Below are 20,953 nucleotides of genomic sequence, written 5' to 3'. Positions count from 1 at the left end.
GTGTATCGATGGTTTGCGACCGGACCCTTCGTTCCAGTTCGGCACGGTCTTCCTCGCTCAATATAATCGGCGCCGCAGTCAGCATTGCTCACCTCATCTCAAACTCAATATGTAGATGATAGCGCAGTCTTTAAATAGTGCAACCATTTCGCAAGCAGTACACTAGGCAGGATGGCAACAAGGCTGGAAGGGCAACACGGGCAAGTTCAGCCTTGCGCTGCTGGCCGGGAATTTTCTTATGCTGGGTTTGATGTCGCTCAAAAAAACAGGGAGCGTAGATTTCCGCAAGCTCACAGCGAGGAACTCGCGAGTTGTTTGATGTGCATCAAAATGTCTGGCCCCCTAGCAGCCATAATGGCATGGAACTCCTTGCCCTTCCAGTGGTCTGCAACGGCGCCGGCGCCATCTGTCCGGTACTTCTTTGTGTGACGCAACAACGCTGGCCGTGGCAGGAGTTCACTCAATTGTAGGGCTGCAAATCCAGCCACACGGCATACGACAGGCGCTTGCCATTCCACAGGCCGCCGCCGCGGATGACGGCGTCGCACGAGCTCAGCTGGCCCGCCAGGTCCTGGCGGCCCAGGTTGCGGCGCAGGCGCAGGGCGTCGTTGTGCGACAGGTAGCCGACCAGCTGGCCATCGATGAAGACGGCGATGGCCTTGTCCTGGAATGGATTGGCATCGTCGCAGACGAGCAGGGCCAGGCATTTTTCTTCCGCGTTGCCAGGGCCATGCTCGCCGGCCAGCCTGGCGATGGCGCTCTGGTACATCGCTTCGTTTTCCACTTCCGACGCAAAGCGGCCCGCATCGTTCCAATGCTGCGCCGGTGTGCCCGCAGGTATCGCCGGCACGTACTGGCGCACCGAGACGAGCGGCTTGTGCAGCGGTTTGACGGGCGTGCGGCCACTGAAGACGTAATACAGCAGGGCGATGACGATCACGATGGCAAGCAGGTAAAGCATGGTATCTCTCTGATTTCTAAGGGGGGAGCCGGTAACGCGGGCGCGCCGCGCTGGCGCTACTATAGCAAGTTCGCCGCCGGCTTCCCGGTAAATCTGGCCATCAGATGGCGGCGCCGGCGCAGTGCGCGCGGGTCGCCCAGCACGATAGGTGCGGCGCCCGTCAAGCCCGAGTAATACTGGCCGTGCTGGCGCAGGATGATGGCATAGTCGCGCAGCGCGTGGCCTTGCGCCAGCATGCGCGCGTCGCAATCGACTTCGATGGCAAAGCGTAGCCGGTGCAACTGCCACCACAGGGGCAGATTCCACGGCATGAGCACGATCAAGGCGTAGGCCAGGGCCAGCCATTGCGGGTCGCGCGCGGCCAGCCGGCATTGCTCGTGCGCCAGCAGCAGCGCCTGTTGCCGGGGTGGAATCAGCGACAGCCAGACGGGCATCACGATGCGCGGCCGCAGCAGCCCCGCCACGCAGGGGCCGATGCCGCCGCTGAGGAAGACGGGCGTGCCCAGCAACGATGCTTTTTGCCAGCGGCGCTGGTGCGACAGCAGCCAGACGCTGCGCAGCGTCAACAGCAGCAGCATGCCGCTGGATAAGACAAACCAGCCCAGTTTCAGCTGCGATTGTGTCGCCGGCATGGCCACCAGCACGTCTGGCAGCCATACCAGCGGCACGATAACGGACGTGGCGCTGGCCGCCAGCCACAGCCAGCGCGTCGTGCGCCCGCGCCGCTGCAACAGGCGCTCGGCGCGCCAGGCGCCCGCCGACAGCAGCAGCGCCAGCGCCATGCTACCCAGCAGCCAGGCAGGCATCGGGCGCCTAGCGCTTCAGCGCCATGCCGACCGAGGCGGGCGCCGTGTGCTGAAAACCGAACTGCGCGTACAGGTCTTGCGCCTGGCCATCGGCGATCAGGCTGACATACGCGCTTTCCGGCACGTCGCTGTCGATGAACTGGCGGATTTCGCGCATGATCAGCTTGCCCAATCCCTTGCCCTGGTGGGCCGGCAGCACGGCGATATCGACCACCTGGAAGAAGCAGCCGCCATCGCCGATGAGCCTGCCCATGCCCACCACGGCGTCGCCGTGCAGGATTTGCACGGCAAACAGGGAATTCGGCAAGCCCTTGGCCGCTGCCGCCGTGCTTTTCGCGTTCAGGCCGGCGGCCACGCGCAGCAGCTGGTAGGTGGCGACGGTGGGAGTGGCCAGGCGGGTGGTGTAGGGCGATGCTGCGGTCAAGGGGCTCTCCTGTAGAAATAGTTTGGAGCGGCAATTATAGGCGGCGATGCTGTTCTGGGGCAGCACGCTTTATTTGTCGCGGGTATTCTGTCCGGGCGTCTTTTGCGCTATGGTGGCGTCATCCATACAATTGTTGAAAGCAGCCATGTCCGCAGGATTTACCGCCACCGAGTTGTCCGTTATCAATGAAGACGACGCCCTGATCACCACCCTCGCCGCGCCAGCCGGCAAAGGCGAGCCCGTCTACCTGATGCTGCAGCGCGCCGACGAGTATGACGAGCAGGACGTCGCCATGGGCATGGACGAGCCCTACATCGAATACGGCGGCCAGGAATTTGCCTGGTATGGCCACATGCACGCCGTCATCCTGCATCCGAACCGCTTGTCCGTGCAAATGGATGCCGAGGCGGCCATGCAGATGGATGACGACGGCCAGATCGACGTGCGTTTCAATTTGACGCCGGAGCGCTATGCCCAGCTGCAGCAGGCGCTGCGCACCACTTTTGAAGGCTGCGACTACTATCGCGAGGAACGTTGATCTGCGCGGATGGTCATGGCCCGGGTGTGGCTTATGCTCGATAGCTGGTAACGACTGCGGGAGAAGACGATGACGATGCTGATACTCGGTTTGCTGCTGTTCCTGGGCTTGCACTCGGTGCGCATCGTCGCCGACGGCTGGCGCAGCGCCCAGCTGGCGCGCCTCGGCGAAAAACGCTGGAAGGGACTGTATTCGCTGGTGGCGTTTGCCGTGCTGGGCCTGATCATCTGGGGCTACAGCCTGGTGCGCCAGCAGCCGCAGGTAGTATGGCGCCGCCCATGGGCTTGCGCCACGCCAGCGGCTTGCTGATGCTGTTCTCGCTGATTTTATTGGCGCCGGCCTATGTGCCGCGCAACCACATCAAGACCTGGGTGCGCAGGTGGGGCGGCTAGCCGCTTACTTTTTAGTGGCTGCCGGGGCCAGCCATTCGGACACGACCTCGACATGAATCAGGGCGTCGGGTTGGAAGCGTGGTTGCTATTAATGCAACCGTAACTAATCAATATTGAGTTGGCTCAGATGTCGTCAGCTTGAGCATCGTAAGCGGCCAGCCGCCCCACCTGTACAGCGTGTTCAGCGTTGGGTAGAGTCCGGGAATGGCAACAGCGAGTCGATCTGGCTGTTGGGGCACGTCGGGAGACGTTCCAATACGCTGGCCAGCCAGCGTGCCGGGTCAAGGCCGTTGAGGTTGGCGGTGGCGAACAGGCTCTGGATCGCGGCGGCGCGGCGGCCGGCCCGTTCCGAACCAGTAAATAGCCAGTTCTTCTTGCCGATGGCAATCGGGCGGATGGCGTTCTCGACCGGGTTGTTGTCGATCGGTAGCGTCCCCGAATTGGCATAGCGTTCCAGCGCCGGCCAGCGCTTGAGCGCATGGTCGACGGCCTTGGCCGTGCCGCTGCCGGCAGCGACGGCGCGCTGCGTCGCCAGTAACCAGGCATGCAGTTCGGCCAGCGCCGGTATCGCCAATTGCTGGCGCAACGCCAGCCGTTGCGGGGGATCGAGGCCGGCGCCTTGCTGCTCGATCGCGTACAGCACCGCGATGCGGCGCAGTGCCTCTTCGGCGACCGGGCTGCCGCTGGCGGCATGCACATCGAAGAACTTGCGCCGGATATGTGCCAGGCAAGCCAGTTCGGTGCGGCCGTCGGCAAACAGCGCCTTGTAGCCGGCATAGTCGTCGACCATCAGATGGCCGCGCCAGCCCTGCAGGAAGGCGCGCGCATGGGCGCCGGCGCGGCTGGTCTGGTAGTCAAATACGACGATGGGCGGGCCGCCGTCGTGCACGCCGGAGCGCTACGCCCAGCTGCAGCAAGCGCTGCGCACCACTTTCGCCGGCGACTACTATCGCGAAGAGCGTTGATCTGCGGTGATGGTGCCGCGCCTGCCGGTGCGACCGTTTGGTAGTTGAAAGAACTTAAACGATGCAAGCTGCCTTGCGTGGCCAACTGGCGACAAGGGGAATCCCATGCATCGTGTGCGTAGCGCAAAGGCTGCGCGGTGGGCCCTTGCGTTGAAATGCATGTAGTAAAAAATTCTGGAAAAACAATAGGATGGAAATGAAAAAAGCACCGACCGAAGTCAGTGCTTTTCTACTTTAATTCTGGTGCCCGAGGCCGGACTTGAACCGGCACGCCTTGCGGCGGCGGATTTTGAGTCCGCTACGTCTACCAATTCCATCACTCGGGCAGCGCGAGACGCATTATCACTTATTTGTCACAATTCGGCAAGTTTTTCGCTTGCTGTTGTTCGCCCAAAGTAGAAACGCCGCCCCGAGCGAAAGCGCGGGACGGCGTTTCTCACCGCGGCTGGGCCAGTATCAGTTATGCACCGAGTTCAGCTGGCGCGCGATGATGTCGTGGTTGAGCCAGACGACGGGGGCTTGCGGCTCCGACATGGCGTGGAACATCAGCGGGCCCGTGCCTTCCAGGACCAGCGAGCTCAGGTGGTCGGTGATCAGTTCCTTGCGGTCCTTGTGCAGCTTGGTGATGTCGTCCGAGGTGCCGATCATGACCTCGGCCAGCTCCGGCGTGTTATCCATCGGCCAGGCGGCGAAGTTGCGGAACTGCACGCTGGTGGCGTCGCCATTGTAGGCGGCGATACGGTCGAGCAAATCTTGCAGCGAGACGCCGTCTTCCAGCAAGCCCTGGCAGATTTTCCATTGCTCTTCGGCCCAGGCGCTGCCGCCTTCTTTTTTCAGGGCGTCGAGCAGGGGGAACAAAGACAGTTCCACGCCGACAAAGATGTCGGACGAGTTGGTGCGGATTTCCGGGCAATTGAAGACGGTGGCCTTGATGCCTTTTTCCCACGCGGCCTTGGCCACGTTTTCCAGGCGCATCTTGGCCAGGCCTTGCGTGTAGTTGCTATACGTTTGCCACTGATATTTGCCGTCGATCAAGATCTCGGTGCCGTGGTAGCCGTAGGCGCTGTAGCGCACCTGGCCGCCCGTTTGCTCGATGCGGGCGCGGATGGCGGCGCTGCCATCGATCAGATGCTGCAGGGTGTTGGCCGTGACTTCGTCGAAGTTCATCAGTATCAATTTACCCAGATCGCTGTCGAGCAGCGCGCGCGAGGACATGAAGCGCTCGCCGCGGCCCTTGTAGATGCGGTTGGCAATCGCCAGGAAGACTTTGACTTTCGGAATGCCGCCAGCCATGGTGTGGGCGAAATACACATTGCTGGCGTCAGGAATCAGGCTGTCCAGCTCGGCCATGGCTTTTGCCACGGAAGCGCTGAAACGGGCGATGCCGGCTGCGCGGCAGCGTTCGATCTGCGCCCAGTCCAGCTTGTCTTCTTGCCAGCTTTTCAGGGTCATGTCGGCCAGCAGGGCCGTCGGGGTCGGCTCGCCGGCCGGCGCGTCGAGGTCGAAACCGGCCATCAGCGGCACATTGATGATGCGCCCGGCCAGGTTGGCTTCGGCTTCGGCCAGCTCTTCCGCGTTCAAGGGGCGCAGCGCCATGTTCTCATCGCGGCGGCCGACCGTCATGCCGACGATATTCATGCCCGCCTTGCGCGCTTCGTCCAGCAAGCCATTCACATAGCCGCGGCCGAACAGCTCGCCGAACAACACAAAGGTGTCGCCCTTGCGGAAGATATTTTTTTGCGGGATGTCTCTTAAGGACGTAATCTCGGTCATGGTGTCAATTCATTCAAAAATTAGCAGGGCAGACGGCTGGTGCTACTGCCCGCTGGTTCAACATGGTTGTAAATTATGCGCCATTTCAGCTGGAAAAATCCTGTTGCGAATGATTCTCGTCTGGAATGGCATCTTCTTCTGCGGTGGAGCTCTTATTCTTTCGCCATGGCGTATTTTACGCTGCCGCAGCGCACAGCGCCCGCGGACTGGCCTGGCAGGCGCCGATATTACCTCAGCTTGGCCGTGCCGGTGAGCAAAATTGATCTAAAACAAATCCTGCTGCCCGGACACGAGGCGCGAAAAATCATCGCCCAGGAAGGGCAGGATGGCATCGGCCACCGGTTGCAGCTGGCGCGTCAGGTAATGGTGGTAGTCGATGGGCGAGCGCTGCGTTTCCAGCGGTTCCGGCCCCGCCACCGTGATCACGTAGCTGATCCAGCCGCCGTTCTGGTATTGCAGCGGGCGGCCCTGCGCCAGGTTGTAGGCATCGGCCGTGCGCGCCGCGCGCACATGGGGCGGCACGTTGCGCTGGTAATCGCCGAGGGGGCGGCGCAAGCGCTTGCGGTAGACCAATAAAGCATCGCATTCTCCGCGCACCGTGCGCGCCACATAGTCGCGCACATAGTCCTGGTAGGCGGCGCGCTGGAAGATGCGCCGGTATAACGCTTGCTGGAATTGCTGCGCCAGCGGCGTCCAGTCGCTGCGCACTGTTTCCAGGCCCTTGTAGACCATCTGTTCGCTGCCGTCGGGCTTGCCCACCAGACCCGCATAGCGCTTCTTGCTGCCTTCTTCCGAGCCGCGGATGGTGGGCATCAGGAAACGCCGGTAATGCGTCTCGAATTCCAGCTCCAGCGCATTGTCGAGGCCGAATTCTTCGCGCAGATGCCGCTCCCACCAGGCGTTGACGTGCGTCACCAGGGCGCGGCCGATCTTGCCCGCTTCTTCATCGCTATGCGCCGTTTTCAGCCACACGAAGGTGGAATCCGTGTCGCCATAGATCACTTGATAACCCTGCTCGGTGATCAGTTCGCGCGTGCGGTGCATGATGTCGTGGCCGCGCAGGGTGATCGATGACGCCAGGCGCGGGTCGAAAAAGCGGCAGCCGCTGGAACCGAGCACACCGTAAAACGCATTCATGATGATCTTTAACGCTTGCGACAGGGGTGCGTTACGCTCGCGCTTGGCCGCCTCGCGGCCTTGCCACACCTGTTGCACGATAGCGGGCAGGCAGTGTTTCACGCGCGAAAACTGCGCGCCGCGGTAGCCGGGCACGCTATCGGCTTCGTCGCCGCGCGTGCCCACCACCAAGCCTACCGGGTCGATCAGGAAGGTGCGGATGATGGACGGGTACAGGCTTTTGTAGTCGAGCACCAGCACGGAATCGTACAGGCCCGACTGGGAATCCATGACGAAGCCGCCCGGGCTGTTTTCGCCGGAGACATCGCCCAGGTTGGGCGCCACGTAGCCCTGCCGGTGCATCAGCGGCAAGTACAGGTGCTCGAAGGCGGCCACGGAGCCGCCGCTGCGGTCGGCTGCCAGGCCCGTCACGCTGGCCCGTTCCAGCAAAAAGGTCAGCAACTCGGTCTTGGCGAAGATGCGCGTGACCAGTTCGCAATCCTTGAGGTTGTAGCGCGCCAGCGCCGGCTTGTCTTCGCGGAAACGCCGGTCGATCTCGGCCATGCGCTGGTAGGGATTGTCGATGGACTTGCCTTCGCCCAACAGCGTTTGCGCCACGGTTTCCAGGCTGAACGAGGAAAAATTCCACGTCGCCGACTTCAAGGCTTCGATGCCGTCGATGATCAGCCGTCCCGCCGCAGCGGCAAAATAGTGCTCCTGCTTGCCGCCATGCTCGCGCCATTCCATGACGGCGCCACCGCGTCCCAGTCGCAAGGGAATTTGATAGCGCTCGGCATGTTTCTTGAGGACGCGCAAATCGAACTGCACCAGGTTCCAGCCGATGATGGCATCCGGATCGTGGCGCTCCATCCACGTGTTCAGGCGTTCGAGGATCTGCGCGCGCGTGTCGCAGTATTCCAGGTCGAAGTCCAGGGCCTCATCGCCGCCGTTTGGCGGCCCCAGCATGTACACCTGGCGCTGGCCGCAGCCTTCCAGTGCCAGCGAATACAGCTCGCCGTGCGCCGTTGTCTCGATATCGAGCGACACCAGTTTCAAGCTGGGGCGGTAGCCGGGCGCCGGCCTCAGCTGCACTTCCTGCAAGGTTTCTCCGCTGAACGTCACCGGCGCCGTGATGAAGCGCTCCATCAGATAGCGCTCGGGCGGGCGGATGTCGGCTTCGTACACATCGATGCCGTGCGCGCGCAGCTGCTTTTCCAGCTTCAACAAGTGCCGGTATTGCTTGCAGTACAGGCCCAGCACGGGGCGGTGCTGGAAATCGCACAACGACAGGGGCCGCAGCGCGGCGTGGCGCTCGCCGCGCAGTAGCAGTTCCGCCTGCTCGCGCTGCTCCATGGGAAGAAAGGCGACCGCCGTCTGCACGGGCAGGCGCACGTGGCGGGGGCCGGCGTCCGTTGCCAGCCAGAAATCGACTTCCGTGCCGGCGCTGGTGTCGCGCCAGTGGCGGGTCAGGATAAAGCCCTGTTCGAGCGGGTGCTGCGCGTTGCCTGTCATGGTGCCGTGAGTATCTGGTGTGCTGGCCTGCACATTACAGCAAGCCGGTGCAGGGCGGGGGCGGTTGCGGCTATAATTTTCAGCATCGAAGACGATATCAAGAGCGCGTCGCGCCACACACCCCGGAGACAGCATGCAAGCAATGAGTTATGTACACGGTGCCCACGAGACGCCGTTGATCGGTGTAACGATAGGCGCTTACCTGGACGGCATCGCCGCCCGCTACGGCCAGCACGATGCCCTGATCGTGGCGCACCAGAACCTGCGCTGGACCTACGCCGAATTCCAGCAGCGCGTGCACCGCCTGGCCGCCGGCTTGCTGAAGCTGGGCTTGCAGCCGGGCGACCGGGTCGGCATCTGGTCGCAAAACTGCGCCGAATGGGTGCTGACGCAGTTCGCCACGGCGAAAGCCGGTTTGATCATGGTCAACATCAACCCCGCCTACCGGCGCTCGGAGCTCGAATACGTGCTCGACAAGGTGCAATGCAGCGCGCTGATCCTGTCGCCCAGCTTCAAGTCCAGCGATTACCTGGCCATCGTGCAAGACGTGGTGCCGGAAATCGCCCGTTCGCGCGCGGGCACCCTGCAGTCGCCGCGCCTGCCGCAATTGCGCCACGTCATCCGCCTGGGGGCGGCCGCCACGCCAGGCATGCACAACTTCGACGCCTTGCTGGACGGCATCACGGAGGCCGACCTGGCGCACCTGGCCGAAGTGAGCGCTACCTTGCAGTTTGACGATGCCGTCAACATTCAGTTCACTTCCGGCACCACGGGCGCGCCTAAGGGCGCCACCTTGACGCACCACAATATCCTCAACAACGGTTTTTTCATCGGCGAGGCCATGCGCCTCACGCAACAGGACCGTTTGTGCATCCCCGTGCCCCTGTACCACTGCTTTGGCATGGTGCTGGGTAACCTGGCGTGCGTCACGCATGGCGCGGCCATGGTGTTTCCGGGCGAAGGCTTCGACCCGAAAGCCGTGCTCGAGACCGTGCAAGCCGAGCGCTGTACGGGCTTGCACGGCGTGCCCACCATGTTCATCGCCATCCTCGACCATCCTGATTTCAAGCAATACGATCTGTCGAACTTGCGCACCGGCATCATGGCCGGCTCGCCCTGCCCGATGGAAGTCATGACGCGCGTTATCGAGCTGATGCACATGGCGGAAATTACCATCGCGTATGGCATGACGGAAACGTCGCCCGTCAGCTTCCAGACGTCGATCGAGGACCCGCGCGAAATGCGCGTCTCGTCCATCGGCCGCGTCCACCCGCACCTGGAAGTGAAAATCATCGATGCGGAAGGGCGCATCGTGCCGCGCGGCGAAAAGGGCGAATTGCTCACGCGCGGCTATTCCGTGATGCAGGGCTACTGGGGCGACCCGGAAAAAACGGCCGAAGCCATCGACACAGCCCGCTGGATGCACACGGGCGACCTGGCCGTGATCGATGACAACGGCTTTTGCAGCATCGTGGGCCGTTCGAAAGACATGGTCATCCGTGGCGGCGAAAACATTTATCCGCGCGAAGTCGAGGAATTCCTGTACCGCCACCCGAGCGTGCTCGACGTGCAATGCGTGGGCGTGCCCGATGCCAAGTATGGCGAAGAGTTGTGCGCCTGCATCATCTTGCGTCCGGGCACGCAGGCCACCAGCGACGATATCCGTGCCTTTTGCGACGGGCAGATCGCCTATTACAAGATTCCCCGCTATGTGCGCTTTGTCGAGGAGTTCCCCATGACGGTGACGGGCAAGATCCAGAAATACCTGCTGCGCCAGCAGGTGGCTACCGATCTGGGCCTGAGCGCGGAATAAGCTTTTCGCCAGCACATAAAAAAACACCGGGACGCTCACGCGACCCGGTGTTTTTTTTATTGATTCAGCGTAAAGCTCAGGCCACCGCGGCTTGTGGTGCGCGCGCTGGCATGCGGCGACGCACGAAGGCCAGCAAGCCCAGGCCGGCCAGCAGCATGGCCCAGGTGCCTGGTTCCGGCACGGCCGATACGCTCACCGTGTTGAAGCCGGCACCGTTCATTGCGACATGGCCACCATTGATCGAGCTGACCGAATTGGCGATCAGGGTGCCATTCATGTCGCCCGAACCCGAGAATGCGCTGTTCGGCGCCAGGATGCTGCCGTTGATGCCGACGTTGTTCAGGGTGGTGGTGGTGGCATTGGCGAAGTTGAACAGCGTGCGGTTGGCGAAGCTGGCGAAATTGTCGAAGCCGCCGCTCATGGTGATGTTGGTGGCCGTGCCGTTGATGATAATGCTGGCCGTGCTTTTCAGCGAGCCCAGGTCCAGGGTCAGGTTATGCAGGTTCAACGCATCGATATTGAAAATATTGACATCGGCGTTGACATTGCCTACCAGGGTCATGTTGCCGTGTTGGGAAATCACGGTACCGTTCGATTGCAGCTTGGCTACATCGCCGGACAGGGTCGTCAATTGTTGCTTGGCGCCCGCGAAATCCAGGGTGGAGGCGTTGCCTTTGCTGATGTTGTTAGTCGGGAACCATTGTGGTGCCGTCAAGGTGGCGTTGGCGTTGCTGACGCCGTACACGGCCGAACCGCTGAGCGTGCCCCAACCCGTGTTGAGGTTGCCGCCAGCAACGACCGAATTGACGGCGCTGCCTGGCTTTTTGTTCGTGCCAACGTTGTAGTTGTCCAGGTAGATATTGCCGCCAGCGGCAATGCTGCCACCGACGCTGGTGAAGCCGGTGGCGCCGCTGCTGCCGATGTTGCCGAAGATGAAAGCCGAGTAGCCGTTGGCGACGCCGAGGTCAATCACGGTCGCCTGGGCCGAGGCGCTGAAGGAGAAGGCGAACAGGGCGGCGCTGATGAGCGGTAAGCTGCGGGTGCTAAATAATTTCATGGACATTCTCATAGTGAATTGGGGGACGAATCAGGCGGGAAAGCAATACACCGCCATCGCGCAAGTCGTCATTATAATCTAAAAAGCAATTCTAGTTCTATTTAGGTAATTAAATATCTTTTAAAGCAACACTTTTCCTGTTGCCGGTGATTACCGGGCGGACATCAAAAAACCGGGGCTGGCCCGGTTTCGCATGTGCTACCTGACGCGCTGGTACAGGCGGAAACGTTCGACGTCATCCGTGGGGCGGCGCCCTTCCCACAGCTTGATCCAGTCCGCGCCGTGGTGCTCGGGCAGGCGTTCCTTGCTGTCGGGAACCTTGATACTGTCTTGCAACAAGAATACATCGCATTGCTGCTGCCCCACATTGGCAAACGGCAGATGGCCGAAGTAGGCGAACGAGGCGCGCTGGGCGGCCCCGACGTTGCTGTTGATGCATTTGCTGCCAGGCGGCAAGTTAACCGAAATCTGGTGCGCCACGCTGGCGTAGCTCTTGCTGTAGTTCAGCGGCGGCAGGAACAGGGTCATGATCAGCACCCAGATCAGGATCAGGCCGCCGGACGACAGCACCACGGCGCGCCACAGCACGGCCGGCTGGCGCGAGATGCGCCAGTGCACCAGCACCACCCAACCCGCGCTGGCGCAGGCGGCCACGAAAAAGGCCAGCAAGTCCAGCTCGGGTTTGAAGCCAGGCATGAGTTTCAGGGCATTATGCGACAGTTTCGGTGGCCAGCCGGTCAGGATGGCGAACCAGAACAGCCACAACGCGAGGGCGCAGACGGTCAGCACCATCACGGAGAACCAGTCGATGGCGTTAATGGCACCGCGCTTCATGGTCAGCAAGCCAAACGCGGCCATCACGGCCAGCGGCGGCAGCAGCGGCAACAGCTGGCTCGGGTCGGGGTCGGGATGGCACAGGCCCAGGATGGCCAGCATGGCAACAAAGGTCAGTGGCACGACGATGTGCAGCACGTGGTGCTGGCGCCGCCAGGCATACACGGCCCAGGCGGCGAAAGGCCACGCGGGCCAGAAGAACCAGATGCCGACACGCAAGAAATATTGCAGACTTTTCAGGCTCGGGGCGCTGAACTGGCGGCAATTCCACTCCATCCACGCCTTCAGCGGCGAATGGCCGTACGGTTGCAGCAGTTCGCCCGGCAGCAGCCAGACGAGGGTCAGCGCGGTGCCGATCAGGATGGCCAGCGCCAGGTGACGCACGCTGCGCAGCAGCGGCAGGCGCAGGAAGACGGTGCATAGCAGCAGGGCGATGCTCAGCGCTGCCGGCGTGATCCAGCCGCGCGTGAGGGTCAGGCCGCCCATCGCCAGGCCCAGCAGGGCCGCATTGCGCACGGAGGGGCCTTCCATGTAGCGCACGGCGCGGTACAGCAGGTAGGCCATCAGGGACACGTACAGCGCTTCGGCCGTGATGTCGTGGCTGTGCTGCAGCAGTCCCAGGCAACCCAGGTAGATGAGCACGGCGGCATCGGCCAGGGTGCGGCCGAAATCGTCGGGCTCGGGCTGGCCGCCGAAGGCCAGGCGCAGGGGCTGGGCATCGTTGCGGCGGCCCAGGTTGAAGGCGGTGTACCAGACGGACAGGGTGCTGACGACGAAGATGCCGATGGTCGACATGCGCGCGCCGAAGACGTCGCCGTCGATCCAGCCGAACAGCTTGATGAAAATGGCGCCCAGCCAGAAGGCCAGCGGACCTTCATCCGGCTGCGACAGGCCGGCCACGTTGGGCCACAGCCAGTCGTTCAAGCCGCCATGCGCCATGGTCCACATGATGCCGAAACTGGCGGCGTCATCGTTCTTCCACGGTTCGCGGCCGATCAGGCCAGGCAGGATGTACAGCAGGCCAAGCGCAAACAAGGCCCAACGTGGCAGCGCGAGTGTGGCAGCGGCGGGAAGGCGAACTGGCTTCATCGATAATCGGTATCAGAATAGTGGCAAGACGCGACGAATGGCGTCGGGTATGCGCGAGTATAAAGTAAAGCGGCCAAAGACAAAAAAGGCAGCCGTAGCTGCCTTTTTCCTGGTAGCCGAAGCTGCCCTTTTTGCCGCAAAGCGGCAAAAATCAGCCTGCTGCGACTGCGGTTTTCGAACCAACGGTACCGAACTTCTGACGGAACTTCTCGACGCGACCAGCGGTATCGACGATTTTGTGCTTGCCCGTGAAGAATGGGTGCGATTCAGCCGAAACCTCGATCTTCACCAGTGGGTATTCTTTACCGTCGTGGGTGATTTTTTCGCGGGTTTGGATGGTCGAGCGGGTAACGAATTTGAAATCGCACGACAGGTCGTGGAAAACAACTTCGCGGTATTCTGGATGGGTATCGACTTTCATGGTCTTCTCTCTAGTTTGGTAGCCAAACAGCACTTCGTCGGTCGTCCAGCTTCTTGACCCGATTGCCGATCACTTGCCAGGGTTTAAAATAATGCAACCGTCGATTATATAGCGCTTTCACGCAGACGGCAATAAAAAAGCCGCTCGGGGAGCGGCTTCGCATGAAACTGGGCAGGGTTATCCGCCGCGTCTCATCATATCGAAGAACTCTGCGTTGTTCTTCGTGGCTTTCATCTTGTCCAGAATGAACTCCATCGCTTCGATCTCGTCCATCGAGTACAGCAACTTGCGCAAAATCCAGATTTTTTGCAGCTCGTTCGGCTTGATCAGCAGTTCTTCGCGGCGGGTACCCGATTTGTTCAGGTTAATTGCCGGATAGACACGTTTCTCTGCCAAACGGCGTTCCAGATGCACTTCCATGTTGCCGGTGCCCTTGAATTCTTCAAAGATCACGTCATCCATGCGCGAACCCGTTTCGATCAGCGCCGTGGCGATGATGGTCAGCGAGCCGCCTTCTTCGATATTGCGCGCGGCGCCGAAGAAGCGTTTTGGACGTTGCAGCGCATTCGCGTCGACACCACCGGTCAGCACTTTGCCCGAGGCAGGGATGACGGTGTTGTAGGCGCGCGCCAGGCGGGTGATCGAGTCGAGCAGGATCACTACGTCTTTTTTCATTTCGACCAGGCGCTTGGCTTTTTCCAGCACCATCTCGGCCACTTGCACGTGGCGTGTGGCCGGCTCGTCGAAGGTCGAGGCGACGACTTCGCCGCGTACCGAACGTTGCATTTCGGTAACTTCTTCCGGACGTTCGTCAATCAGCAGCACGATCAGCGTGATATCCGGGTGATTTGCCGTGATCGCATGCGCGATGTGCTGCAGGATCACGGACTTACCGGATTTCGGCGATGCCACCAGCAAGCCGCGCTGGCCTTTGCCGATCGGGGCGATCAGGTCGATGATGCGGCCGGTGATGTTTTCCTGGCCATTCATTTCACGTTCCAGGCGCAGCGGCTCGTTCGGGTGCAGCGGCGTCAGGTTTTCAAACAGGATGCGGTGTTTCGACATCTCCGGCGATTCGCCGTTGACCTTGTCGACTTTGACCAGTGCGAAATAGCGTTCGCCATCTTTCGGGGTCCGTACCTCGCCCTCGATCGAATCGCCGGTGTGCAGATTGAAGCGGCGGATTTGCGAAGGGGAGATGTAAATGTCGTCGGTGGACGCCATGTAGCTGGCGTCAGGCGAGCGCAGGAAGCCGAAGCCGTCTGGCAGCACTTCCAGGGCGCCGTCGCCAAAAATCTGTTCGCCGGACTTGGCGCGTTTTTTCAGGATAGCGAACATCAGCTCCTGTTTGCGCAAGCGGGCTGCGTTGTCAATGTCAAGACCGATCGCCATCTCAAGCAGGGCGGATACGTGTAGGGCCTTTAGTTCGGATAAATGCATATGTGTTGAGTGTCCCGAGACGGGATGTAAAGGTAGGGGAGGGGACTGCGTGGCGTTGATTAATTATTGGGGAAGGCTGTGCACGAATGATGGCAAAGCTGCTTCCCGGTCGTTCCAGTCAGGCGGCGCTGCGGGCGCAGCGCTGCCTATCATACATTAAATGTTGCTGTCGACGAAAGTGATCAACTGGCCCTTGGCCATGGCACCCACTTTTTGAGCAGCTGCAACACCATCCTTGAACAGGATCAGGGTCGGGATGCCGCGGATGCCGAACTTGGCAGGTACTGCCTGGTTGGCGTCCACGTCCATCTTGGCGATCACGATGCGGCCATCGTATTCCTTGGCCACTTCTTCCAGGATCGGGGCGATAGCCTTGCAGGGACCGCACCATTCTGCCCAGAAGTCGACCAGCACTGGCAACTCGGATTTCAGGACGTCTGCTTCAAAAGATGCATCGCTAATGTGTTTGATATTTTCGCTCATATTTTCCTCAAATGAGGGTGGGGTCAATAATGCCTGGGATTAAGCATACGCTGGTTCGCCATCCATGCTTCCTGGAGTGCAGCTAGCAGATGGGGGCAATGGGCACGAATTCAATATTCTTGGAAGGTGCGACCAGAGGTATGCAGGCGGGGATGGCTGAAATAATAACCCATTTTTTCAAAGCGTGGCGATTATTGCAGAAAAACTTGCGGCATATCGCCAGCATATCGCTCCTGCGCGTGCCGGCAGGGCGGCAAAGCCGCATGCCTGCTGGCCTGCAGCGCCGTGCCCGCCCTCCCGGCCATCCTCCGCGTCAGGCTTGTACGCTGGCCAGACGCGCCGTGTGCTGCAGCTGCAAGTTCACCATGAGCTGCAATTCCGCGCTTTCCATCGGCTTGCGGAAGGTGCCTAATATATGCAGGCCATTGGCCACGGCCAGGCGTTCGGCTGCCAGGCGCACGGCCGAATGCAGGCCGGACAGCAACACTACGCCGCCGCGGAAGCCATGGTCAGCCGCCATGCGCAGAAATTCGATGCCGTCGATGTCGGGCATGGACAGGTCGCAGATCAGCAGATCGGGCTGGTGCTGCTTCAGGGCCGCCAGCGCCTGTTCGCTGTGCGACTCGCAGCGGATGTCGAACGGGCCCATTTGCTCGAGCATGTCGCTGAGCACGTCGAGCATGAAGACGTCGTCGTCCAGCAGCAGCACGCGCAACGGCGCCAGGCCTGCTTCCTTGTGTTCCTGGCTTGCTTGGTTTGATACAGTAGTCATCGTCCTGTCTTTCTGTTGATATGCTGCATCGCTGTCGATGCCGATACCTTGCCGTAACGTCCTGGCGGTAGCTAATCGTCATTGGCAAAGCTGGTGTTATTCATGATTTGTTCGGTAATCTGTTCCAGCAGGGGCCACAGGCGCGCCACGATGCGCCTTGCCCGCTCTGCCTCGTCGGTCGGTTCGCCCGGTGTCAGGGTTTCCAGGTTGTGGCACAGCTCGGCCAGCCCCAAGGCCCCCACGGTGCGCGCCGACGACTTGATGCGGTGCCCCAGTTCGCGCACCTGGTGCACGTCGCCGCGCGCCAGGGCCGCGTCCATGTCGCCAAAGCCTTCCTGCGTGGTCTGCAGGAACTTGAAGGCGAATTTGCGCACTTTTTCCGGGTTGTAGCCCAGCAACTTGGCCAGGATGGACAGGTCGATCACCTGCGGGTCGCCCGCCAGGGTGGTCTTGAAGGCGGGGGCGGCGCGGCTGCGCGCCGGTGGTGGTGGCATCTCGCGCGCCGGCAGCCAGCTGGCGATGGTCTGGTACATCATGGCCGGCTGGATGGGTTTGGAAATGAAATCGTCCATGCCCGCCTCCAGGCAGCGCACGCGGTCTTCGCTGGTGGCCGTGGCCGTCATGGCCAGCACGCGCAGATGCGCCAGCTGCGGGTCGGCGCGGATGTGGCGCGTCGCCTGCAAACCATCCATCAGCGGCATCTGCACGTCCATCAGCACGCAGTCGAACTGCGTCTGGCGCAGCAGGTCGAGCGCCTCTTCGCCATTGTTGGCCAGGCAGACGGAGGCGCCCGCTTCTTCCAGCAATTCCAGCGCCACCTGCTGGTTGAAGGTGTTGTCTTCCACCAGCAGGATGCGTGCATGCTTGAGCGTGCGCAGCACCAGGGCCGCGTCGGCGCTGGCGCGCATGGCCGCTGCCGTCTGCGCCATGCTGTCGAGCATGGCCGGCGCCGCCTGGTCGGAAATGCCCAGGTTGGCCGTGAACCAGAAGGTGCTGCCGGCGCCGGGACGGCTGTCGACGCCGACGTCGCCGCCCATCAGTTGTGCCAGTTGCTTGCAGATGGCCAGGCCCAGGCCCGTGCCGCCATATTCGCGCGTGGTGGAGGTGTCGGCTTGCTGGAAGGACTGGAAGAGTTTACTCATTTCATCCTGCGACAGGCCGATGCCGTGGTCGCACACTTCGAAGCGCACCAGACAGTGTTTGGCGTCCGGCACCACCCTGCGCACTTTCACGGTAATGCTGCCCTGTTCGCTGAACTTGATGGCGTTATTGGCGTAGTTGATCAGCACTTGTCCCAGGCGCAGCGGGTCGCCCACCAGCACGGCCGGCAATTGCGGGTCGATCTCGAACAGCAGTTCCAGGTTCTTGCCGGCGGCGCGCGGTGCCACCACCGTCATCAGGGTTTGCACCACGTGGTCGAAACTGAAGTTGACGCGCTCGATTTCCAGCTTGCCCGCCTCGATTTTCGAGATGTCGAGGATGTCGTCGATGATGCCCAGCAGGTGCTCGCCGGCAAAGCGGATTTTTTCCAGGTAATCGCGCTGGCGCGGTTCCAGGTCCGTCTTCAGGGCCAGATACGCCATGCCGATCACGCCATTCATCGGTGTGCGGATTTCATGGCTCATATTGGCCAGGAATTGGCCCTTCGCCAGGCTGGCTTCTTCGGCCACTTGCTTGGCCTGGTCCAGCTGCTCCGTGCGCTGCGCCACGCGCTCTTCCAGATGTTCATTGAGTTCGCGCAAGGCGCCCTCGCTGCGCTTGTGATAAGTGATGTCCGTCAGGCTGGCCACCACCATGCCGACCTTGCCGTATTCATCGCGGATGGCCTCGGTATTCACGGATAGCCACGACAGGCTGCCGTCGGGCTGCTGCACGCCCATCAGCACGTCGCGCATGGCGACACCCGTCGACAGGGTGATGTGCACGGGATGGCTGCGCTGGTCGAAGGCGGAACCGTCTTCGCGGATGGCTTGCCACAGGCTGGCCTGACTGGCCGGACTGGCTGCCAGCATGCGCTCGGCGGCCGCATTGCTTTCCAGGATATGCCCATGGCTGTCCTGCACCACCAGGCCGTTGGTGACGGCGCCGAAGACGGAGGCCATGCGCTGGCTGGAATTCGACAGCGCGATCGACGCCTGGCGCCGTTCCGTGATGTCGGTAATCATGGCCAGCGTGCCGCCCGGCTCGCCATTCTCCGATTGGATACTGGTGCTCGACAGCAAGCCCCACAGACTGGACAAGTCCTTGCGGAAGAAGCGGAAGTCGACCTGGTCCGGCTGGCTGGCGACGCTGCCGTGGCTGGCCAGGCGGCGCTGCATCAGCAACTGGCTGTCGCGGTACATGAAGTCGAGCATGGGACGGTTCAGCATTTCCTGCACCGTGTAGCCCAGCATGTGCGCCATTTTCGGGTTGACGAAGGTGGTTTTGCCATCCGCATCCGTCATCCAGATGCCTTCGGCGGCCGTCTGCACGATCAGGCGGTAGCGTTCCGAACTGGCGTGCAAGGCTTCTTCGGCGCGCTGGCGCTGCGTCATGTCGCGCAGCGAGACGATGGAAAATACTTGTCCGGCCATGCGCAGCGGCGACAGGCTGACCTTGGCGGGGAAGTGCGTACCGTCGCGGCGGCGCGCCGTCATCACCCGGCCCGGCAGGCTGTGCCGCGCTTGCGGGTCGCCCACGGAGTGGTTGGACGTGCTTTCCGGTACCAGTTGCTCCAGCGACATGCCCGTCAATTCGGCCAGCGGATAGCCGAAGCAGCGCGCGCCGATCTGGTTCGCGTAATGCACCTTGCCCTCGACATCGGCCACCAGCATGGCTTCGGGAGCCGCTTCCAGCATCAAACGCATGCGCGATTGCTCGTCCTGCTTGCGTTCGCTGATATCGCAGACGATGCCGCTGGCCTGCGTGGCGGCGCCATCCGAGGCGCGCGACAGCACGGCGCCGCGTGCCAGCAGCCAGCGCCAGTGGCCGTCGCTGTGGCGCAAACGGAATTCGCAATTGAAGGTGCCGGGCGCCTGGCCGTCCAACTGCTGGCGAAATGCAAGACTCAGGCGTGCGCGGTCATCCCGGTGCACTTCGGCCAGCCAGTCGGACAGTGTATGGTCGAGCCTGGCGTTCGTGTCGCCCAGCACGTCCTGGTACTGGGACGCGAACTGCAGCCGGTCGGACTGGCGCCGCCAGGTCCAGCCAGCCAGGGCGGCACCGCGCAAGGCTTGCCCCGCATCCTGTTCGGCCAGGGCTTGGGCGGGCAGTAGCAGGCGGCGCAACTGTTGCCGCAGCCGCCAGGCTTGCCAGCAAGCCAGTCCCGCCAGGGCGGTGGCGCTGGCGGCAGCGTACGGCCACAGCAGTGCCGGCGCCATGCCGTGTGCCGCCGCCTGCACCGGCAGCGTGAGTGCCATGCCTGCCGCCAGCATCGTACGAGCGAGCCGGCGCAGCGCAGGGCGCCGTCGGCGTGGTGCGCTGAAACTCGTGTGGCTGCAATACGACAAATGCATCCCTTTCTGGGGCGTGATTGGACTGGGCTGGCAGTGCATGGGACGCGTTTAAATAAACGCCTGCGGCGCTTTCTGGCGGCAACTATAGCATCGAATATTTAGTCGGAGTATTTAAGTTCTGAAACAGCCAGAACGGGATTTTTTTTGCCCCGGCATGGCTGTTTTTTTTGCGATTTGGTGAGAATTCGTGAGAAAGTTGGCGCAAAATCGTGCTAATGAATCGTGGCGATGAACTTAGGCGAAACTGCCTGCAAACTGATAGCGGTGACCGGGATGCCACATGGTGGCGATCGAGGCGATCTTGCCGCCCGAGCGCGTCTGGCGGCGCAGCACCAGGCAAGCCTGTTTCGTGTCGATGGCCAGCATTTCGGCAATGTCGCGCGGCGCCGACAGCGCTTCGATGCTGTAGGTGGCGCCTTGCAAGGGGGCGGCAGCCATCAGGTATTCGTTCGGCGTGATGCTGGAAAAATCCTGCGTCATGTAGTCGGGCGCGCACTCGGGATTGACCCAGCGGTCTTCCACCTGGATCGGCACGCCGTTTTCAAAATGCACGATCAGCGAATGAAACAGCGGGTGTTCCGGCGGCAAGACGAATTGCTTGGCCAGCAAATCGGATGCCTTGGTGCGTTCCAATAATTGCAAGCTGCTACGGTGGATATGTCCGCGCGCGCGCACTTCATCGGCGATACTCTTGATTTCCAACAAGGTCGCCTGGTATTTTTGCTGCGCCACATAGGTGCCGGAACCCTGGCGCCGCGTCAGCACCTGCTCGCTGGTCAGTTCGCGCACGGCGCGGTTGACCGTCATGCGCGAGACGCCGAATTGTTTCACCAACGCTTGCTCGGAGGGAATCACGTCGCCTTCCTTCCAGCGTCCGGCAGCGATGCCGGCCAGCAGAAAATCCTTGATGCGCTGGAAAATGGGCGTATTTTCCTGGGTAGTATGATCGTCCAATGCGGTTTCTCCGGGGCACGGGCAGGGCGCGCCGCCGGCTGGAGGCGCGATGGCCGATTTTAGCACCGAGCACGATGCCTGCCGCCAGCCTTTTTTGAATTCAAAAGCA

General features: G+C 61.7%; 16 protein-coding genes, 1 tRNA gene and 1 pseudogene. 3 read left to right on the top strand and 15 right to left on the bottom strand.

Going from position 1 to position 20,953, the window contains the following annotated elements; all coding sequences use genetic code 11:
- Window positions 1-460 precede the first annotated feature (460 nt).
- Genes CSZ94_RS01030 through CSZ94_RS01020 form a run of 3 tightly spaced genes read right to left on the bottom strand, consistent with a single transcriptional unit; the run spans window position 461 to window position 2,191 of the window.
- Window positions 461-961 carry a hypothetical protein gene (locus CSZ94_RS01030; protein WP_102119774.1) on the bottom strand — a complete coding sequence of 167 codons (501 nt, stop codon included), beginning with the start codon at window positions 959-961 and terminating at the stop codon, window positions 461-463.
- Between the two features lie 59 nt (window positions 962-1,020).
- Complete coding sequence (locus CSZ94_RS01025; protein WP_102119773.1) at window positions 1,021-1,767, bottom strand: M56 family metallopeptidase; 747 nt, start codon at window positions 1,765-1,767, stop codon at window positions 1,021-1,023.
- A gap of 7 nt (window positions 1,768-1,774) precedes the next feature.
- On the bottom strand, window positions 1,775-2,191 hold the full coding sequence (locus CSZ94_RS01020; protein WP_102119772.1) for a GNAT family N-acetyltransferase: 417 nt from the start codon (window positions 2,189-2,191) through the stop codon (window positions 1,775-1,777).
- A gap of 145 nt (window positions 2,192-2,336) precedes the next feature.
- On the opposite strand from CSZ94_RS01020, the gene CSZ94_RS01015 reads away from it, so the two are divergent.
- Window positions 2,337-2,729 carry an Imm10 family immunity protein gene (locus CSZ94_RS01015; RefSeq protein ID WP_077408640.1) on the top strand — a complete coding sequence of 131 codons (393 nt, stop codon included), beginning with the start codon at window positions 2,337-2,339 and terminating at the stop codon, window positions 2,727-2,729.
- 69 nt (window positions 2,730-2,798) lie between these two features.
- On the top strand, window positions 2,799-3,038 hold the full coding sequence (locus CSZ94_RS01010; protein ID WP_308410525.1) for an NnrU family protein: 240 nt from the start codon (window positions 2,799-2,801) through the stop codon (window positions 3,036-3,038).
- Window positions 3,039-3,302: 264 nt separating this feature from the next.
- Here the strand turns inward: CSZ94_RS01010 and tnpC are convergent.
- From tnpC to CSZ94_RS00990, 4 genes and pseudogenes are all read right to left on the bottom strand, one after another.
- Window positions 3,303-4,019, bottom strand: a pseudogene (tnpC, locus tag CSZ94_RS01005) (IS66 family transposase); the annotation flags it as partial.
- Window positions 4,020-4,327: 308 nt separating this feature from the next.
- Window positions 4,328-4,412: transfer RNA gene (locus CSZ94_RS01000), tRNA-Leu, on the bottom strand.
- A gap of 130 nt (window positions 4,413-4,542) precedes the next feature.
- Window positions 4,543-5,859 (bottom strand): enoyl ACP reductase FabMG family protein, encoded by a 1,317-nt coding sequence (locus tag CSZ94_RS00995; RefSeq protein WP_102119770.1) that lies wholly within the window; start codon window positions 5,857-5,859, stop codon window positions 4,543-4,545.
- Between the two features lie 264 nt (window positions 5,860-6,123).
- Window positions 6,124-8,487 carry a DNA polymerase II gene (locus tag CSZ94_RS00990; RefSeq protein ID WP_102119769.1) on the bottom strand — a complete coding sequence of 788 codons (2,364 nt, stop codon included), beginning with the start codon at window positions 8,485-8,487 and terminating at the stop codon, window positions 6,124-6,126.
- 133 nt (window positions 8,488-8,620) lie between these two features.
- Here CSZ94_RS00990 and CSZ94_RS00985 point away from each other — a divergent pair, with 133 nt between their 5' ends.
- The gene (locus CSZ94_RS00985; RefSeq protein ID WP_102119768.1) at window positions 8,621-10,300 is read left to right on the top strand and encodes an AMP-binding protein; all 1,680 of its coding nucleotides are present in this window, start codon (window positions 8,621-8,623) and stop codon (window positions 10,298-10,300) included.
- Between the two features lie 76 nt (window positions 10,301-10,376).
- Here CSZ94_RS00985 and CSZ94_RS00980 read toward each other — a convergent pair whose 3' ends face one another.
- From CSZ94_RS00980 to hutC, 8 genes are all read right to left on the bottom strand, one after another.
- Window positions 10,377-11,357 carry a choice-of-anchor A family protein gene (locus tag CSZ94_RS00980; protein WP_258000703.1) on the bottom strand — a complete coding sequence of 327 codons (981 nt, stop codon included), beginning with the start codon at window positions 11,355-11,357 and terminating at the stop codon, window positions 10,377-10,379.
- A gap of 198 nt (window positions 11,358-11,555) precedes the next feature.
- Entirely contained in the window at window positions 11,556-13,280 is a 1,725-nt protein-coding gene (locus CSZ94_RS00975; RefSeq protein ID WP_102119766.1) for an ArnT family glycosyltransferase, read from the bottom strand.
- Between the two features lie 151 nt (window positions 13,281-13,431).
- A complete protein-coding gene (locus tag CSZ94_RS00970; protein WP_010401544.1) occupies window positions 13,432-13,701 on the bottom strand; it encodes a type B 50S ribosomal protein L31 in 270 nt (89 codons plus the stop codon).
- A 177-nt stretch (window positions 13,702-13,878) separates the two neighbouring features.
- Window positions 13,879-15,141: a transcription termination factor Rho gene (rho, locus tag CSZ94_RS00965; RefSeq protein ID WP_034746249.1), complete on the bottom strand. Its 1,263-nt coding sequence runs from the start codon at window positions 15,139-15,141 to the stop codon at window positions 13,879-13,881.
- 156 nt (window positions 15,142-15,297) lie between these two features.
- Window positions 15,298-15,624 (bottom strand): thioredoxin TrxA, encoded by a 327-nt coding sequence (gene trxA, locus CSZ94_RS00960; protein WP_102119765.1) that lies wholly within the window; start codon window positions 15,622-15,624, stop codon window positions 15,298-15,300.
- Between the two features lie 313 nt (window positions 15,625-15,937).
- Window positions 15,938-16,396, bottom strand: coding sequence for a response regulator (locus tag CSZ94_RS00955; RefSeq protein WP_102119764.1), 459 nt, complete (start codon window positions 16,394-16,396; stop codon window positions 15,938-15,940).
- 71 nt (window positions 16,397-16,467) lie between these two features.
- Window positions 16,468-19,794: a PAS domain-containing hybrid sensor histidine kinase/response regulator gene (locus CSZ94_RS00950; RefSeq protein ID WP_102119793.1), complete on the bottom strand. Its 3,327-nt coding sequence runs from the start codon at window positions 19,792-19,794 to the stop codon at window positions 16,468-16,470.
- Between the two features lie 330 nt (window positions 19,795-20,124).
- On the bottom strand, window positions 20,125-20,844 hold the full coding sequence (hutC, locus tag CSZ94_RS00945; protein WP_102119763.1) for a histidine utilization repressor: 720 nt from the start codon (window positions 20,842-20,844) through the stop codon (window positions 20,125-20,127).
- Between the last annotated feature and the right edge of the window lie 109 nt (window positions 20,845-20,953).

The sequence above is a fragment of the Janthinobacterium sp. ROICE36 genome (genome assembly GCF_002869965.1).
In the GTDB taxonomy this organism is placed as follows: domain Bacteria; phylum Pseudomonadota; class Gammaproteobacteria; order Burkholderiales; family Burkholderiaceae_D; genus Janthinobacterium.
The sequence above is the reverse complement of the archived record's forward strand: the minus strand, read 5'-3'. Positions and strand labels throughout refer to the sequence as shown.